Genomic DNA, 15,874 nt, shown 5'->3' with positions numbered 1-15,874 from the left:
ATTACCATTTGGCATTTTAAGGATTCGACGTTTCCTGTTGAATTTCTTGTTGATGTAGCTGTGTCGCTTAACGGGCTTGTCCGTTCGGATATCAGCATAATTTTGCCATTTCCGGCAAAAACCCGCCATATGGCGTGACTTTTGCATCGCGAGGGCCGGGCGGCTGTGCTAAGACAGGGCAAAATCAGCAAGCCGGAGAAGCCGCGATGACCAACTACCTCCATCACGGAGATTTGCCTGACGGTCTGGATTTGGGCAAGATCGTTGCCATAGACAGCGAAACCATGGGCCTTAATCCGCATCGGGACCGTTTGTGTGTTGTGCAGTTATCGGGCGGCGATGGCGATGCCCATCTTGTCAAGTTTGACGGCCAGACTTACGACGCGCCGAACCTCAAAAAACTGCTGGCCGATCAGACGGTTCTGAAACTGTTTCATTTTGGCCGGTTCGATATCGCGGTGATGGATGCCTATCTGGGGGTTACCTGTGCGCCGGTTTACTGCACCAAAATCGCCTCCAAACTGGTGCGGACCTATACCGACCGCCACGGTCTGAAAGACCTTGTGCGCGAACTGGTCGGGATTGAAATTTCCAAACAGCAGCAAAGCTCGGACTGGGGATCGGCGGAATTGACCGCCGAACAGATCGCCTATGCCGCCAGCGATGTTCTGTATCTGCATCAGATGAAAGAAGAGCTGGACCGTCGTCTGGCCCGCGAAGGCCGCACCGAAATGGCGCAGGCCTGTTTCGATTTCCTGCCGGTCCGTGCCAAACTGGATTTGTCGGGCTGGGAAGAAGCGGACATATTTGCGCATTAGACGACACCACCCTACATCCTTGATCCCGCTTTGCCTGTCTTTGGCGCTATTGACCCTGCCGATAGTGGGGGTATGGTAAATTCAGGTTTTTGTCCCGCTCCGGGGCGTTCCAGATCAAAGAACCAGATGACTGTTATTGTTGCTGATTCCCAAAAAGACCTTGCCGTGGCCCGCAACGTTCTGGCGATTGAGGCCAATGCGTTGCGCGAGCTTGCCGAATCCCTGAATGGTGATTTCTGCCGGGCGATCACGCTGATCGAAGGGCTGAAAGGGCGACTGGTGATTACCGGCATGGGCAAAAGCGGCCATATCGCCAAAAAAATTGCCGCCACCTTTGCCTCCACCGGCACGCCGTCGTTTTTTGTCCATCCGGCCGAGGCCAGCCACGGCGACCTTGGCATGATCGGGCGCGACGATGCGGTTCTGGCCCTGTCCAATTCCGGGGAAACGCCGGAACTGTCCGATATCATCGCCTATACCCGCCGGTTTCAGGTGCCGCTGATTTGCATGACGCGCAAGGCCGGCAGTTCATTGGCCCGGCAAAGCGATTGCCCGCTGGTGCTGCCCGCCAGCCCCGAAGCCTGCCCCAACCGGCAGGCCCCGACGACATCGACCACGGCGATGCTGGCCCTGGGCGATGCCTTGGCCGTGGCCCTGATGGAACGGCGGGGGTTCAGTGCCGATGATTTTCGCACCTTTCATCCCGGCGGCAAATTGGGGCAGCGCCTGTTGCGGGTCAGCGATGTGATGCATGGCCGTGATGATATTCCGCTGATTTCCGGGGATGCCGTGATGGGCGATGCCCTGATGGTGATGACCGGCAAGTCGTTTGGCTGTGTCGGGGTTCTGGCCGATGATGGCAAAATGACCGGGATTGTGACCGATGGCGATTTGCGTCGCCATATGTCTGACAATCTGGTGGCGCAAAAGGTATCGGATGTCATGACCGCCAATCCGCGCACGATTGGCGTGGATCTGTTGGCGGTCGAGGCCCTGGCGGTGATGAATGACCGCAGCATTACCGCGCTGTTTGTGCTGGACGATGCCGGGATGCCGGTGGGTCTTGTGCATATTCATGATTTGTTGCGGCTGGGGGTTGCCTGACCATGACGGCGGACCAGACGGCAGAAACACACGCCCGGGAGACGTCGGAACGACGTCGGCGGTCGGGTTTGCCGTCCGGGCGTCGCAATGTGCGCATCAATCCGCTGCGCCGCCCGTTTGTGAATATGCTCAAACTGGTTTTGCCGATGATTGCGGCGGGGTTGCTGGCGCTGGTTTTGCTGTGGCCGCAGATTGAAAAGGTTCAGCAAAGCGGGTTTCGTCTGGGCTTTTCGACCTCGCCCGAAGATTTGATGGAAAATGTCGCCATGGCCAATGCCCGGTTTTTCGGGGTCGATGGCAACCGGCAACCTTTTACCGTGACGGCGATAGAAGCAATTGAACAACCCGCCAATGATCAATTGCCCAAGCATATGCACCTTGAAACGCCGCAGGCCGATATGACGATGGAAGACGGCTCGTGGATTGCGATCACGGCCGAAGAAGGTTTTTATATCGAAACCGAAGAACAGCTTGATCTGGTCGGCGAGGTCAATATGTATCATGACCGCGGGTTTGAAATTCATACCAGACGGGCCGAAATTTACCTTGCCCAAGGCAATGCCAGCGGATCCGATCCGGTTGATGGTCAGGGGCCGTTTGGGACGATCAATTCCGATTCCGGGTTTGAACTGGAAGACAAGGGGGCTGTCATCCGGTTTTTGGGCAATGCAACGCTGGTGATTTTCGATAGCGCGCTGGAAGGACAGTGATGACGGGCATGGCGTACAGGGGTTTGACGATAGTGGCGCTGGTCGCCGCTATGATGCCGGGGCTGGCCTTTGCCGATGCGCTTGGGCTGGCGCAATCGGGCAGCGGCGGGCTGGAAGTTGAATCGGATAATGGCATTGAATGGCGGCGCAACGAACAAATCCTGATTGCCCGCGGCAATGCGGTGGCAACACGCGGCACCTCGAAAATCAATGCCGATGAATTGCGCGCCCTTTATCGTGACAAGGACGGCAATACCGAAATTTACCGGATCGAGGCCGAAGGCAGCGTTGTTTTGTCGTCCGATACCGATGTCGCGCGGGGCGATGATGCGGTTTACGATCTGGAACAATCCGTGGTGGTTCTGACCGGCAAGGATCTGTCCTATCAGACGCCAACCGAAACCCTGACCGCCGAAGACAGCCTGGAATATTGGGAACTGGACCGCATGGCGGTGGCCCGCGGCAATGCCCTGGCGATGGCCGGGGAACGGCGATTGCGCGGATCGGTGCTGACGGCGCGCTTTGAAGCCGGGCCGAATGGTGAAAATGAATTGCATCGCATTGACGGGTATGGTGACGTGTCGATCCGGACGGCCACGGAATTCGTTGTGGGCGACGAGGGGACCTATGATGCGAAAACGGGTATCGTTACCCTGACCGGATCGGTTAAGATCACGCGAGGCGATAATCAGTTAAATGGCGATCGTGCAGTGGTTGATCTCAATACCGGGGTCAGTCGCCTGACATCCAATGCCAATGGGACCAGTGGCGGTTCGTCGCGGGTGCGCGGCTTGCTGGTGCCGGACAAAGAAGAAAATACCGCGCCCGGTTCGCCGGGCAACGGAAACTGATAAAGGGTCGGGATAGTGTTCTGGTCGCGTAAAAACGGGCAACATGACGGGTCGCAACTGCCAGAGGTTCTCCCGGCGGGCGGCACTGCGTCCGGTCCGCGCCTGATTACCGCCAATAAGGGGCTGGTGGCGCATAATCTTGGCAAAAGCTTTAAAAAGCGCCCGGTTCTCAAAGATGTGTCGATGACCGTTCAGCGTGGCGAGGCTGTTGGCCTTCTGGGGCCGAATGGCGCGGGCAAGACCACCAGTTTTTATATCATTACCGGCCTGATTTCCCCGGATCGGGGTACCATTTCGCTTGATGGTCGTGACATCACCCTGATGCCGATGTATCAGCGCGCCCGGCTGGGTATTGGCTATTTGCCGCAGGAAGCCTCGATTTTTCGCGGTATGACGGTCGAACAGAATATCATGTCGGTGCTGGAGGTCGTCGAGGATGACCGCCTGACGCGCGAACAGATGCTGGAAGATTTGCTGGCGGAATTTTCGATCGAGCATTTGCGTCGCACCCCGGCACTGGCCTTGTCGGGCGGGGAACGGCGGCGCTGCGAAATTGCGCGTGCGCTGGCGACCCATCCGAATTTTATTCTGCTGGACGAACCGCTGGCGGGGATTGACCCGATTGCGGTGGGGGATATCCGCGATCTGGTCGGACATTTGAAGAATCGCGGGATTGGCGTTCTGATCACCGATCATAATGTGCGTGAAACCCTCGATATTATTGATCGTGCCTATATCCTGCATGATGGGCGGGTTCTGATGGAAGGCGGGCCGGATGAAATTGTCAGAAATGATGATGTCCGGCGCGTCTATCTTGGCGAACGGTTCAGTTTGTGAGCGATATGGGGAGGCTGGATTGACACGGGGTAAATGGTAAGATGGCCCTGAAGGCGCGGCTTGATCTTCGTCAGTCCCAGTCTCTCGTCATGACGCCGCAATTGCAGCAGGCGATCAAACTGTTGCAATTTAACAACCTCGAACTTGCCAGCTATATCGACAGTGAATTGCTGGAAAATCCGTTGCTGGACCGTGCCGACCCGGCGCAAAATTTTGCCGAAAGCGGCGATGCGGCAGTCGGCAATGGCGAGGCCGGCCTCGATTCCCGTAGCCACGATAATTTTCAGGACCATGAAGACCGTCAGGGGACGGACCGCCTGACTGCCAGCGATACGCTCGGCACCGGCGATTCGGGGCCGCTCGATTGCCCGGTTGACAGTCTGTATGGCGGCGAGGGGGAACTGACCCCCGATGGCGCCCCGGTGGCGGGCAATCATGACTATTCCCTGCCATATGGGGCGGGCGGAGCCGGCGGCAGCGGTGGCGGTTCGGCATCGGGCGAGGATTTGCCGGGGCTGGACCAGACACTGGCCGACGAGAAAACCCTGCGACAGTCGCTTGATGATCAGCTTCATCTGGAATTTTCCGATCCCATGCGCCGGATGATTGGCAGTTATCTGATCGATATGCTGGACGGCAATGGCTATCTGACCGGTGATATTGCCGAGGTTGCCACCGCCCTTGAATGCGATCTGGCCATGGTGAATGCCGTGCTGGTCCGCTTGCAGGGATTTGAACCGGTCGGGATTTTTGCCCGCAATCTGGCGGAATGTCTTGAATTGCAATTGCGTGACCGCAATCGTTTTGACCCGGCGATGGCGGCCTTGCTGGCCAATCTGGATTTGCTCGCCCGGCGGGAATTTGACCGGCTGCGTCGCGTCTGTGGTGTCGATGATGACGATCTGCATGACATGATCGCCGAAATTCGGCTTTTGGATCCGCGTCCGGGCCAGACGGCGGATGGTGACCCGGCCCCGCCGGTGATCCCCGATGTGTTGATGCGGGCCGGATCGGCCGGGACATGGTTGCTGGAACTCAATAGCGAGGCCCTGCCGCGGGTTCTGATCAACGAAGATTATGCCGCCGAAATCAGCCGCGGGGTGCGCAACCGCGATGAACGCAGTTTCCTGAATGAAAAACTGCAAAACGCCAACTGGCTGGTGCGCGCCCTGCATCAGCGCGCCACCACGATCATGAAAGTCGCCAGCGAAATCGTCCATCAGCAGGACGGGTTTTTCAGCCACGGTGTATCGCATTTGCGCCCGTTGATCCTGCGCGACATTGCCGAGGCCATCGGCATGCATGAAAGCACGGTGTCGCGGGTGACCAATGGCAAGTTTATGGCCACCCCGCGCGGGGTGTTCGAGTTGAAATATTTCTTTACCACGGCGATTTCATCGGCCGATGGCGGGGATTCCCATTCATCGGAGTCGGTGCGCCATCGCATCCGGTCGCTGATTGATGCCGAGGCCCCAAGGAAAATTCTGTCTGATGACAAGCTGGTGGAGCTTCTGCAAAAGGAAGGGATCGACATTGCCCGCCGAACGGTGGCAAAATACCGCGAGGCAATGCGCATTCCGTCGTCCGTCCAAAGACGGCGCGACAAAAAAGCACGGGCGATGTGACTGTGCAGGGCCGGAAATCGGTACCTAAGGTATTGATTATGAATATCGAATACCCAAATGTTGACTTGGTATTATCGACGGCATAAGGTGCCGACACCTGCGTGAGGGGCACCTTTCATCGAACTATACTGGCAGTCACTCAACCGGGGATAGGCGATCCATGCAAATAACGGTAATTGGAAAACAACTCGACGTTGGCAGCGCACTGCGCGAACACGTTTCCGAGACCTTGGACCTTGCGGTAGAGAAATATTTCGATCATGCGATCGAAGCCACGGTGACGATCACCAAACAGGCGCATCTCTATCACAGTCAGATATCGGTTCATGTTGGCAAGGGAATGCTGGTTCAGGCAAAAGCCGCGGCCAATGAAGTTTATCCGGCCTTTGATGCTGCCTGTGAACGTGTGGCAAAACGGCTTCGTCGTTACAAACGCCGTTTGCGCGACCATCACAGCAACCGTTTGGATCATCTTGACCAGGCCATGCTGGATGCAAAACATTATGTGATCCAGCAGGAGGCAGAGGATCATTCGGATGACGATCAGATCAATGGATTCGAACCCCTGATTGTTGCCGAAACACCTGATCGCATTGATACGCTCTCGGTGGGTGAGGCAGTCATGCGGCTTGATTTGGGGGATATTCCGGCACTGATGTTCCGGAATGGTAAACATGGCGGATTGAACGTGGTGTATCGTCGCGCTGATGGCAATATCGGCTGGCTTGACCCGGCAGAAAAAGAAGCCGGCGCAGCGTGACGGAAACAGCGTCAGGTCCAAACAACGCAACGCGAAAGATGGACATTTCAACAATTCTCGCCCCGAACGGGGTTATTGCGGCATTGCGCTCCGGCTCCAAAAAGGCTGTTCTTGAGGAACTTGCCGAAAAGGCAGCCGAAGTGACCGGACGCGATGCAGGGCGCATCTTTTCTGTTTTGCTGGATCGTGAAAAGCTCGGCAGTACCGGTGTCGGCGGTGGCGTTGCCATCCCGCACGGCAAACTTGCCGATCTTGACCGGCTTTACATGGTGTTTGCCCGGGCTACGAACCCGATCGAATTTGATGCTGTTGACGAGCATCCGGTCGATTTGTTCTGCATGCTGGTTGCCCCCGAAGAAGCCGGGGCCGACCATCTGAAAGCACTGGCGCGGATTTCCCGCCTGCTGCGTAATCAGGGCATGTGTGAAAAACTGCGCGGGGCGGCATCGGCCGATGCCATCTATGCCCTTCTGACCCAGGACGAGGCCGAACAGGCCGCCTGAAACAGACAACAGGCACAGACCGGTTTGACCGGGTTCTGAAAATCTTTAAAGATCAACCGGGTGTCGTTCAGGCACCCGGTTTTTCGTTTGGGGCGGCGGGACGGGCTGGTGCGACTGTGGTCAACCGACCGGCCAGAACAACAAGGATCAGAACCGGGATGCCGATTGCCGCAGTGCCGATGAAAAAGGCGCTATATCCCACCGAATCCACCACACTGCCGGAAAACCCGGCCAGGATTTTCGGAAACAGGGTCATGACCGAACTGAAAATCGCATATTGCATGGCCGTGAAGGAAATATTGGTCAACCCGGCCAGATAGGCGATGAAGGCCGCCGTGGCCAGACCGCCCGACAGGTTGTCCGCCATAATGACGGCGGCAAAGATCACGGTGTTGGGGTCGATATGCGCCATGATGGCAAACAAAATGTTGGTCAGCGCCGAAAGCAACGCGCCCAGAAACAGAATTTTGATAACGCCATAGCGCACCGACAAAATCCCGCCCAAAAAACTGCCGGCAATTGTCATAAACAGGCCAAAAGTTTTGGAAACCGCGGCGATTTCTTCTTTGGAAAATCCCATATCGGTATAAAAAACATTGGCCATCACGCCCATGACGATATCGGCGATGCGATAAACGCCGATCAATGAAATGACAATGATCGCCGCACTGCCATAGCGGTCGATAAAATCCCGAACCGGGGCAATATAGGTTTCCCGCACCATGCCGGTCGGGGTGATACCGGCAAGGGTGGTCAGCCATGCCGCCAGAATGGCACAGCCGATGGCAAAGGCCAGTTGCAAGGCACCGGTGATAAACCCGGCCAGTTCGGAAATCATGCCGCCCTCCATCAGGTCGGCCTTCCACGGGCTCAAAAAATCACCACTGACGATATTGGCCAGAATGAACGCCACAACGGCCAAGGCAAACATCAACAGAAAACGGGCATAATCACCGGTCTGGTGGAAATATTTACTGTCAGTCCGAACAATGGCCGGTTCGCGCACGATCAGGGTGGTCAGCACCCCAACCCCCATTGCGCCTGCCATACAGGCATAGGCGAGCGTCCAGGCGACGGGGGCATAGGTGCCTTCGGCCTCGAACAATCCGGCGATGGTCAGTGCCCCGGCCCCGGCGACAATCATCCCGATGCGATAGCCGCCGATATAGGCGGAACTCATCATCGCCTGCAAATCAACCTCGGCGGCCTCGATCCGATAGGCATCAATCACGATATCCTGGGTGGCGGATGCAAAGCCGAGGGCGACGGCGGCAAAGGCCATCATGGTCAGGTTTTGCGCCGGATCGGTCAGGCCCATCCACAGGATCGACGCCATGATCGCCCCCTGCGCAACCAGAAGCCAGCTTCGGCGACGCCCCAGCAGCCGGTGCAAAACCGGCACCGGTAGCCGGTCAATCAGCGGTGCCCAGACGAATTTGAAGGAATAGCCAAGCGCGGCCCAACTGAAATAGGTGACGGTGGAACGTTCGACCCCGGCTTCGCGCAGCCAGATCGACAGGGTCGAGAAAATCAGCAGGATCGGAATCCCGGCCGAAAAGCCAAGAAACAGCATGGTGATGACACGCGGATGAATACAGGCCCTGAAAGCCTCGCCCCAGCTTCGGTGTGTGGCCTGTTCCATGAAAATTCCCTGTGCCTTGATACCCGTATTTTGGCGGATAATAAGGCGTTATTGGTTAAGAAATTAGGGTGTGTTCTGAGGGGGGGCATGAAAAAAGCCGGGTCCATCACAGACCCGGCTTTTGCGAAAAAGGGCGAAAGATTACGCCATTTCGGATTCAGATTTGCGGCTTTCGCGTTTGCGCACATTGGGATCAAGGTGCAATTTGCGAATCCGGATGCTTTGCGGGGTCACTTCGACCAGCTCGTCATTCTGGATATAGGCCAGCGCTTCTTCAAGGCTCATGCGGCGCGGCGGGGTCAGGGTGATGGCGTCATCCTTGCCCGATGCGCGAACGTTGGTCAGCTTTTTACCCTTGAGGATATTCACTTCAAGGTCATTGTTGCGATTATGTTCGCCAATGATCATGCCTTCGTAAACGCGCGCACCCGGTTCGATGAACATCATGCCGCGATCTTCAAGGCCCCACAGGGCATAGGCAACCGCATCGCCCTGGTCGTTGGAAATCAGCACGCCATTGCGGCGACCGGCAATCGCACCCTTGACCGGGCCATAGGAATGGAACACGCGGTTCATAACGCCGGTACCACGGGTATCGGTCAGGAATTCACCGTGATAACCAATCAGCCCGCGCGACGGTGCGATAAACAGAATACGGGTCTTGCCGCCACCCGAAGACCGCATATCGGTCATTTCGGCTTTGCGCAGGCTCATTTTCTCGACGACGGAACCGGCATATTCCTCGTCAACGTCAACCTGGACTTCTTCAAACGGTTCGGACAGAACGCCGTCGATTTCCTTGATCAGAACGCGCGGACGCGAAATTGACAACTCGAACCCTTCGCGGCGCATGGTTTCGATCAGAACGCCCAGCTGCAATTCGCCACGACCGGCGACTTCAAAGGCATCCTTGTCGGCAGTTTCGGTCAGCTGAATGGCGATATTGCCTTCCACTTCGCGTTCCAGACGGGCGCGAATGATGCGCGAGGTTACCTTGTCGCCTTCCTGACCGGCCAGCGGCGAATTATTGACCGCAAAGGTCATCGCCAGCGTCGGCGGATCAATCGGCTGGCTTTTGATCGCAACGGTGACTTCGGCGGCACAGATGGTATCGGCCACGGTGGCATTGGTCAGACCGGCAATCGCGATGATGTCACCGGCACTGGCTTCTTCCTGCGGGACACGATCCAGACCGCGGAAACCCATCAGTTTCGACAGGCGACCGGTTTCAATGGTGCCATCACCGCGCAGGACCTTGACCGGCATGTTCAACTTGGCGCGACCCTGGGCAATACGCCCGGTCAGGATGCGACCCAAAAAGTTGTCGGCATGCAGCATGGTGGCGATCATCGCAAACGGCGCGTCAACCACAGCACTGGGGGCCGGAACATAGCTGAGAACCAGTTCCATCAGCGGGGTCAGGTTTTCTTTCGGCCCTTCCGGGTTCAGGGCGGCCCAGCCATCACGACCGGATGCGTACAGAACCGGGAAATCAAGCTGCTGGTCATTGGCTTCAAGCGAGACAAACAGATCGAATACTTCGTCAAGCACTTCTTCGGCGCGCTGGTCCGGACGGTCGATCTTGTTGATGATGACGATCGGCTTCAGGCCCAGTTTCAGGGCCTTGCCCAGAACGAATTTGGTCTGTGGCATCGGGCCTTCGGCGGAATCGACCAGCAGGACAACACCGTCCACCATCGACAGGATACGTTCGACTTCGCCACCGAAATCGGCGTGGCCGGGGGTATCGACGATGTTGATGCGGGTGTCACCCCATTGAATGGCGGTCGGTTTCGCCATGATGGTGATGCCGCGTTCCCGTTCAAGGTCGTTGCTGTCCATGGCGCGTTCATCGACGCGCTGGTTGTCGCGATAGACACCGGACTGACGGAACATGGAGTCAACCAGCGTTGTTTTGCCGTGGTCAACGTGGGCGATGATGGCGATATTGCGCAATTCCATGGGGCGCGGACTCCAAAATAACATGCCGCGCGCCGGTTCATGCCGCCGCATCGGTCAAATAAAAAGATATATCGTAAAACGAATATGCAGGCCTGGGGCCCAGACTTGTTTGCAACACGTTACGAACAAGTCTGGACCCTATAGCCAATGTTGCGCTGCGTTACCAGCCCTGTGCACGCCATGCCGGGTTGAATTTTACGCAGGCCAAACCTGTCGCACGGTTCATGCGCCCGGATCGGGATAATGTCAATGGTCTGTAACGCTTGTAAACCGGCAAATTTTGGCATTCCGGTCCGTAAATTCACAAAATGACAACAAATATTGCCATCCTGTGAATTTTACAGACCAGCCCCGATTGATCAGACATTGAGGCTTTTTTGCATCAGTTCCTTCAGATCGGCATCGGGGCGTGCGCCCATATGGGAAATGACCTCGGCGGCGCAAATGGCCCCCAGACGACCACATTGTGCCAGCTCAAAACCCTTGGTGTACCCATACAGGAAACCCGAGGCGAACAGATCGCCCGCCCCCGTACTGTCAACGACACGGTCTACCGGTTCGGCGGCGATGATATGGATTTCATCATCGGAAACAATGACAGCACCCTTTTCGCTGCGGGTCAGGGCCGCGACCTTGCAATGGCGGCGGACTTCGGCCAGTGCGGCGTCAAAGCTGTCAACTTCATACAGGGATTTGATTTCTTCCTCGTTGGCGAACAGAACGTCGATATGGTTATGCACCAGATCGCGGAACGAGGCGCGATGACGGTCCACACAAAAAGAATCTGACAGGCTGATCGAAACCTGACGCCCGGCTTCGTGGGCGATTTGTGCCGCCTTGATAAAGGCGTTCTTGGCATCTTCGCGATCCCACAGATACCCTTCCATATAGATGACCCTGGAGGCCGCAATCAATTGGGCATCAATATCATCGGGGCCCAGTTCGACACAGGCGCCCAGAAAGGTATTCATCGTGCGATGTCCGTCCGGTGTCACGAAAATCAGGCAACGTGCGGTGGGTGCGCCCAGGGTTGCCGGTGCGGTGTCAAAGGCAATGCCGGTGGCACGGATATCGTGGCGGAAAACCTGCCCCAACTGGTCATCGCGGACCTTGCCGATATAGGCACCCTTGCCACCAAGGGCGGCGATGCCCGCCATCGTGTTGCCTGCCGACCCGCCGGACATTTCCAGACCCGGTCCCATCTGGGCATACAGGCTGTCGGCGGTTTCGGCGTCAATCAGGGTCATGGAATTCTTGACAAGATTCAGGCGTGCCAAATCCTCTTCGGTGCAATGGGCAAGAACGTCAACGATGGCATTGCCAATGCCCACGACATCGAATTTGGTTTCGGTCATCACGATTTCCTGTGTTGGGTCTGTATATAAGGTACGCCGTTGCAAACACGGCAACCTTGTGGAATGCGCGGCAGTATAATCGCTGTGAGGTGCGGCGCAAGTCCTGCAACCATTTCGCTTCCGGTTGCTTAACCTCTGCTTAACCGGCACGTCTAACGACGTATGTTGTTTTGATTTGGGGCAACGGGGCGTGTCTGTTTTGCTGTCTGGCGGGGGATGGTCATCGTTGCGCGATGTGCGGGGAGATCCATCGCGTCAGAGGCGAAAAATGCCGCCCCGGTTGATTTTTCTGGGATTTTGAAGCCTGTTTTTGGGGTGGCTTCATATCTGTTTCGGCATTCTGCCACGGGCCTGCCGGAAGGGAAAAATTACCTTGGTTAGGCAAATTTGAAAAAGCCTAACCCTGCAAAGTATGGAATGGACCGCGCCGAAAAATCTTATGCATACCGGTATGTATTGAAATAAAGTTATTTACAAAATCTTGTATTGTTACAGTATAGATGTTTTTAGGTAACCTTATATTGAGAAAATACCTGTTTCGGCATGGCAAAGGGCCGCAATGCGGCCTTGCTGGATAAGCAACAAGTCAGGGTTACCGATCCTGTCCGGCAGGATCATCGGGGCTCGAATCATCCGGGGGCGTGCGTGATTCCCGAGCGGGTGATTTTGCCGGATGAAGCGACACGGGCATCGCCGGGGACGGGGGTGTGGGGGCCGGATGCAACCGTTCGGTCAATTCGGCGATCAGGATTTTGATACGTTGGCGGTGGGTGGGGTCCTGATTGAAGGTCAGGAATTTCTCGAACGCTTCAAGGGCCTCTTTGTCCCGTCCGACCCGGGCATACAATGCGCCTGCCTGATGCCAAAGCCCGCCATGATCGGGCGCAATCAGCAAACAGCGTTCAACAACATCAAGGGCAAGGTCAAGATTGCCATTGCGCATGGCGCGGACTTTAATATTGTTTTGAAGTCGTAACAAAACAGCAATATCAGAGGCTTCGCGGTAATGTTCGGGTTGTAATTCCGCATCCAGCCCATGAAAAGCCTTCAGCAATTCGCGGAGTTCGGCCGCACCCAGCACCATGCCGTCATGGAACGGATCAATCAGCACCCGTTCGCCCCCGGCTTGAAGGCGCAACAGAAAATGGCCGGGAAAATCAATACCGGTCATATCAATACCGCACCGCGCCGCCGCATGCAGATACAGAAGCGACAAGGCAACCGGCAGACCGCGTTTGCGATCCATCACCTGCATCAGGCTGGCATTGCCGATATCGTCGTAATTGTCGCCATCCCCCTGAAAACCGTGATAACCGGGAATGACTTCCTGCAAGGCGGTGGCAAGATCGCGGGCATCCGGATCACCCGCGCCGCCTGTCACATTGGCAATGGTGCGTTCCAGATCGCGGGCGATGTCATCCAGCCGGGTCTGATAAGGGGCAAGATCGCGTGCCGGATCATCCAGCCGGGCAAACCGCAGGGCGGCTTCGGCGGCGGTGGCGTCGGGAAACTGGCCTCTGGCATAATCAATCAGCCAGCGACGATCAGAATCAGCGTCATTCAGAACAGGGGGCACCGGGATTTTTATATCCTTTGACGTGTGGGATCATCTTTCAGCCGGACATGGCTGATCACGCGCCTAACATAGCCGGTATTGCGGGCATGGGATATCACCTGATCGCGTTCGGTTTCATTCTGGGCGATGCCCATGATGTAAACCGTCCCATTGACGGTTTCGATGCTGTAATTGATGGCATAGACATCGGTATCGAACATCAGGGCGGTTTTGATGCGGGTGGTGATCAAAAGATCATTGGCCGTGGTCATCAGGCTGACCGGTTCGGTCACGGCGATTTCGTTATGAACCCGTTTGACCCCGTCAGTCTGCCAGGCGATTCTGACGGCTTCAAGCTGATGTTCGGGGTTGCGGACCTGCCCCGCCAGCAACACCTCGCCCTCGACCACCTCGATATCGATCATGCGAAACATGTTTTCATCGACTTCAAGATATTTGCGCCACAGATTGGCGGTAATGGCCGCATCCGAAACCGCGCCCTGAAACCCGCGCTCCTGCATGGCCGATACCCCGGCCGTCGCACCGGCCCCGATCACCAGGGATGTGCATCCCGCAAGCGACACAATCGCCATCATTGGCACAATCACCAAAATCGGCCCGGCCTGTGTGATATAATGCCTTAACCTTGCAATACAGGCGGCAACCCGCCGCATCACGGCAGAAAATGTCGTCATTTATCGGTTCTCGCCCCGAATTCCCCGAATGTCTCAACCCTGAATATGGGCCAATTGGGTTAAGGAGTTTTAAAGCAAACCGGTTTTGACCAATTATGGGTTCGCATCCTAATTACGTCAGGCGCGGACCAGTTCTGCCCAGCGGCCCGGCGTGACGCCAAAGGCGCGTTTAAAATGCCGGTTCAGGTGGCTTTGATCGGCAAATCCGGTTTCTCCTGCGATATCAACCAACGGATGCCCCTGTGCAATCAGGGCACGGGATTTTTGCAGGCGGCGCATCATCAAAAACCGGTAGGGCGTGGTGGCGAAACAGGCGCGAAACTGCCGGATGAGGCGATAGCGATCCAGCCCGGTGATGTCTTCAAGTTCTGCCGACAAGACAGGTCGGTCAAAATTGGCTTCAAGATAATCACGCGCCCGCTCCATCCGTTCAAGTGCAAGCAGGCTGATTCCTTTACGCGGTTCCTTTGCATGACTCGCCAGTCCGTCTGCTATGTCACAAATGAAATGATCGATCAGAAGGGCGTCCATTTCCTGATCAAGATGCGCAAGCATCAGGGCCAGCGTTGCCCGCAGCACCGGGTCGGAAATCACCGGATCGGTGACAAAGGGCAGGGATATTGCACCTGATCCTAGGCCGCGTTGCAGCAGGCCCGGCTCAAGATACAGCATGCGATAGCGCAATCCATCATCGGTGCCGGCACCGCCGTCATGGAGTTCGTCGGGATGCAGGACGATGATATTGCCTGGCTGGCTGGCGTGATGCGATCCGCGATAGTGAAATGTCTGAACACCATGCAGGGTGATGCCCAGTGCATAAGTATCGTGACGATGCGGGGCGAACATATTGCCGTAAAAACGGGCCTCAATCCGTTCAATGCCGGGCAGGGCCGGGGCTTCAATAAACTGTTCGCGGCGATCCGGCCTGCACAATCGTTCAAGACCGGCGGTTTCGCTTTGGTTTAAAGCATCATTCATTGTTGTTTTCAGAACCCAAAGGATGCCCCGCCCATGTTCGATACCAAAGTTGCCATTGTGCTGCGCAATGATCTGGAAAGCTGGCAATCGTTGAATGTCACAGCTTTTTTAATGAGCGGCATCGTTGCACAGTTCCCCAATATTATTGGTGAAGCTTATATCGATCACGACCAGAATATCTATAATCCTCTCTCGATCCAACCGGCGATCGTACTTGCTGCGGATCAGGGGACCCTGACCAAAATTCATCGCCGCGTACTGGATCGGGGTGTGACAGCATCGCTATATGTCGAAGAGATGTTCACAACCAGCCATGATGCGGCAAACCGTACCGTTTTTGCGAAATTTTCGCCGGATGACGCCAAGGTTGTCGGGATTGCGTTCCGTGCGGAAAAACGACTGGCTGACAAGATTACCAAAGGAGCAAAAATGCATCCCTGAAAAGCTGTCGTAAATCGGAAAATCAGGCACCGAGCAAC

The 15,874-nt window shown here is 56.2% G+C and carries 15 protein-coding genes; 9 read left to right on the top strand and 6 right to left on the bottom strand.

The features are described 5' to 3' along the window. Positions 1-206: 206 nt before the first annotated feature. From Q8O73_RS13875 to ptsN, 8 genes are all read left to right on the top strand, one after another. A complete protein-coding gene (locus Q8O73_RS13875) occupies positions 207-818 on the top strand; it encodes a ribonuclease D (RefSeq protein ID WP_305558756.1) in 612 nt (203 codons plus the stop codon). Positions 819-944: 126 nt separating this feature from the next. Beyond that, the gene (locus Q8O73_RS13870) at positions 945-1,922 is read left to right on the top strand and encodes an SIS domain-containing protein (RefSeq protein WP_305558755.1); all 978 of its coding nucleotides are present in this window, start codon (positions 945-947) and stop codon (positions 1,920-1,922) included. Positions 1,923-1,924: 2 nt separating this feature from the next. Beyond that, positions 1,925-2,632, top strand: a complete 708-nt coding sequence (gene lptC / locus Q8O73_RS13865; protein WP_305558754.1) for an LPS export ABC transporter periplasmic protein LptC — start codon at positions 1,925-1,927, stop codon at positions 2,630-2,632. 8 nt (positions 2,633-2,640) lie between these two features. After that, positions 2,641-3,483 (top strand): LptA/OstA family protein, encoded by an 843-nt coding sequence (locus Q8O73_RS13860; RefSeq protein ID WP_305558753.1) that lies wholly within the window; start codon positions 2,641-2,643, stop codon positions 3,481-3,483. A 15-nt stretch (positions 3,484-3,498) separates the two neighbouring features. After that, complete coding sequence (gene lptB / locus Q8O73_RS13855; protein WP_371135090.1) at positions 3,499-4,320, top strand: LPS export ABC transporter ATP-binding protein; 822 nt, start codon at positions 3,499-3,501, stop codon at positions 4,318-4,320. A gap of 41 nt (positions 4,321-4,361) precedes the next feature. Next, positions 4,362-5,945 carry an RNA polymerase factor sigma-54 gene (gene rpoN / locus Q8O73_RS13850; RefSeq protein ID WP_305558752.1) on the top strand — a complete coding sequence of 528 codons (1,584 nt, stop codon included), beginning with the start codon at positions 4,362-4,364 and terminating at the stop codon, positions 5,943-5,945. A gap of 160 nt (positions 5,946-6,105) precedes the next feature. Beyond that, entirely contained in the window at positions 6,106-6,705 is a 600-nt protein-coding gene (gene hpf / locus Q8O73_RS13845; RefSeq protein WP_305558751.1) for a ribosome hibernation-promoting factor, HPF/YfiA family, read from the top strand. 38 nt (positions 6,706-6,743) lie between these two features. Continuing rightward, positions 6,744-7,208, top strand: a complete 465-nt coding sequence (gene ptsN / locus Q8O73_RS13840; RefSeq protein ID WP_305558750.1) for a PTS IIA-like nitrogen regulatory protein PtsN — start codon at positions 6,744-6,746, stop codon at positions 7,206-7,208. 67 nt (positions 7,209-7,275) lie between these two features. Here ptsN and Q8O73_RS13835 read toward each other — a convergent pair whose 3' ends face one another. The 6 genes from Q8O73_RS13835 to Q8O73_RS13810 form a co-directional block, all read right to left on the bottom strand. Continuing rightward, positions 7,276-8,850, bottom strand: coding sequence for an MFS transporter (locus Q8O73_RS13835; RefSeq protein WP_305558749.1), 1,575 nt, complete (start codon positions 8,848-8,850; stop codon positions 7,276-7,278). Between the two features lie 141 nt (positions 8,851-8,991). Next, positions 8,992-10,812, bottom strand: coding sequence for a translational GTPase TypA (typA, locus tag Q8O73_RS13830; RefSeq protein ID WP_305558748.1), 1,821 nt, complete (start codon positions 10,810-10,812; stop codon positions 8,992-8,994). Between the two features lie 359 nt (positions 10,813-11,171). Continuing rightward, positions 11,172-12,167: an adenosine kinase gene (locus Q8O73_RS13825; RefSeq protein WP_305558747.1), complete on the bottom strand. Its 996-nt coding sequence runs from the start codon at positions 12,165-12,167 to the stop codon at positions 11,172-11,174. 592 nt (positions 12,168-12,759) lie between these two features. After that, a complete protein-coding gene (locus Q8O73_RS13820; RefSeq protein ID WP_305558746.1) occupies positions 12,760-13,743 on the bottom strand; it encodes a SirB1 family protein in 984 nt (327 codons plus the stop codon). Between the two features lie 8 nt (positions 13,744-13,751). After that, entirely contained in the window at positions 13,752-14,417 is a 666-nt protein-coding gene (locus Q8O73_RS13815; RefSeq protein WP_305558745.1) for a BON domain-containing protein, read from the bottom strand. 117 nt (positions 14,418-14,534) lie between these two features. After that, a complete protein-coding gene (locus Q8O73_RS13810; RefSeq protein ID WP_305558744.1) occupies positions 14,535-15,395 on the bottom strand; it encodes an AraC family transcriptional regulator in 861 nt (286 codons plus the stop codon). 33 nt (positions 15,396-15,428) lie between these two features. On the opposite strand from Q8O73_RS13810, the gene Q8O73_RS13805 reads away from it, so the two are divergent. Beyond that, positions 15,429-15,836 (top strand): DUF2000 family protein, encoded by a 408-nt coding sequence (locus tag Q8O73_RS13805; RefSeq protein WP_305558743.1) that lies wholly within the window; start codon positions 15,429-15,431, stop codon positions 15,834-15,836. The last annotated feature ends 38 nt before the right edge of the window (positions 15,837-15,874 follow it).

It is taken from the genome of Thalassospira sp., assembly GCF_030690045.1.
Lineage (GTDB): Bacteria > Pseudomonadota > Alphaproteobacteria > Rhodospirillales > Thalassospiraceae > Thalassospira.
The sequence above is the reverse complement of the archived record's forward strand: the minus strand, read 5'-3'. Positions and strand labels throughout refer to the sequence as shown.

Coding starts and splice junctions, on each gene's coding strand:
- Q8O73_RS13805 (WP_305558743.1), top strand. CDS start 15,429: ATGTTCGATACCAAAGTTGCCATTGTGCTGCGCAATGATCTGGAAAGC.
- lptC (WP_305558754.1), top strand. CDS start 1,925: ATGACGGCGGACCAGACGGCAGAAACACACGCCCGGGAGACGTCGGAA.
- Q8O73_RS13870 (WP_305558755.1), top strand. CDS start 945: ATGACTGTTATTGTTGCTGATTCCCAAAAAGACCTTGCCGTGGCCCGC.
- typA (WP_305558748.1), bottom strand. CDS start 10,812: ATGGAATTGCGCAATATCGCCATCATCGCCCACGTTGACCACGGCAAA.
- Q8O73_RS13835 (WP_305558749.1), bottom strand. CDS start 8,850: ATGGAACAGGCCACACACCGAAGCTGGGGCGAGGCTTTCAGGGCCTGT.
- Q8O73_RS13825 (WP_305558747.1), bottom strand. CDS start 12,167: ATGACCGAAACCAAATTCGATGTCGTGGGCATTGGCAATGCCATCGTT.
- rpoN (WP_305558752.1), top strand. CDS start 4,362: ATGGCCCTGAAGGCGCGGCTTGATCTTCGTCAGTCCCAGTCTCTCGTC.
- hpf (WP_305558751.1), top strand. CDS start 6,106: ATGCAAATAACGGTAATTGGAAAACAACTCGACGTTGGCAGCGCACTG.
- Q8O73_RS13860 (WP_305558753.1), top strand. CDS start 2,641: ATGGCGTACAGGGGTTTGACGATAGTGGCGCTGGTCGCCGCTATGATG.
- ptsN (WP_305558750.1), top strand. CDS start 6,744: ATGGACATTTCAACAATTCTCGCCCCGAACGGGGTTATTGCGGCATTG.
- Q8O73_RS13875 (WP_305558756.1), top strand. CDS start 207: ATGACCAACTACCTCCATCACGGAGATTTGCCTGACGGTCTGGATTTG.
- Q8O73_RS13815 (WP_305558745.1), bottom strand. CDS start 14,417: ATGACGACATTTTCTGCCGTGATGCGGCGGGTTGCCGCCTGTATTGCA.
- Q8O73_RS13810 (WP_305558744.1), bottom strand. CDS start 15,395: ATGAATGATGCTTTAAACCAAAGCGAAACCGCCGGTCTTGAACGATTG.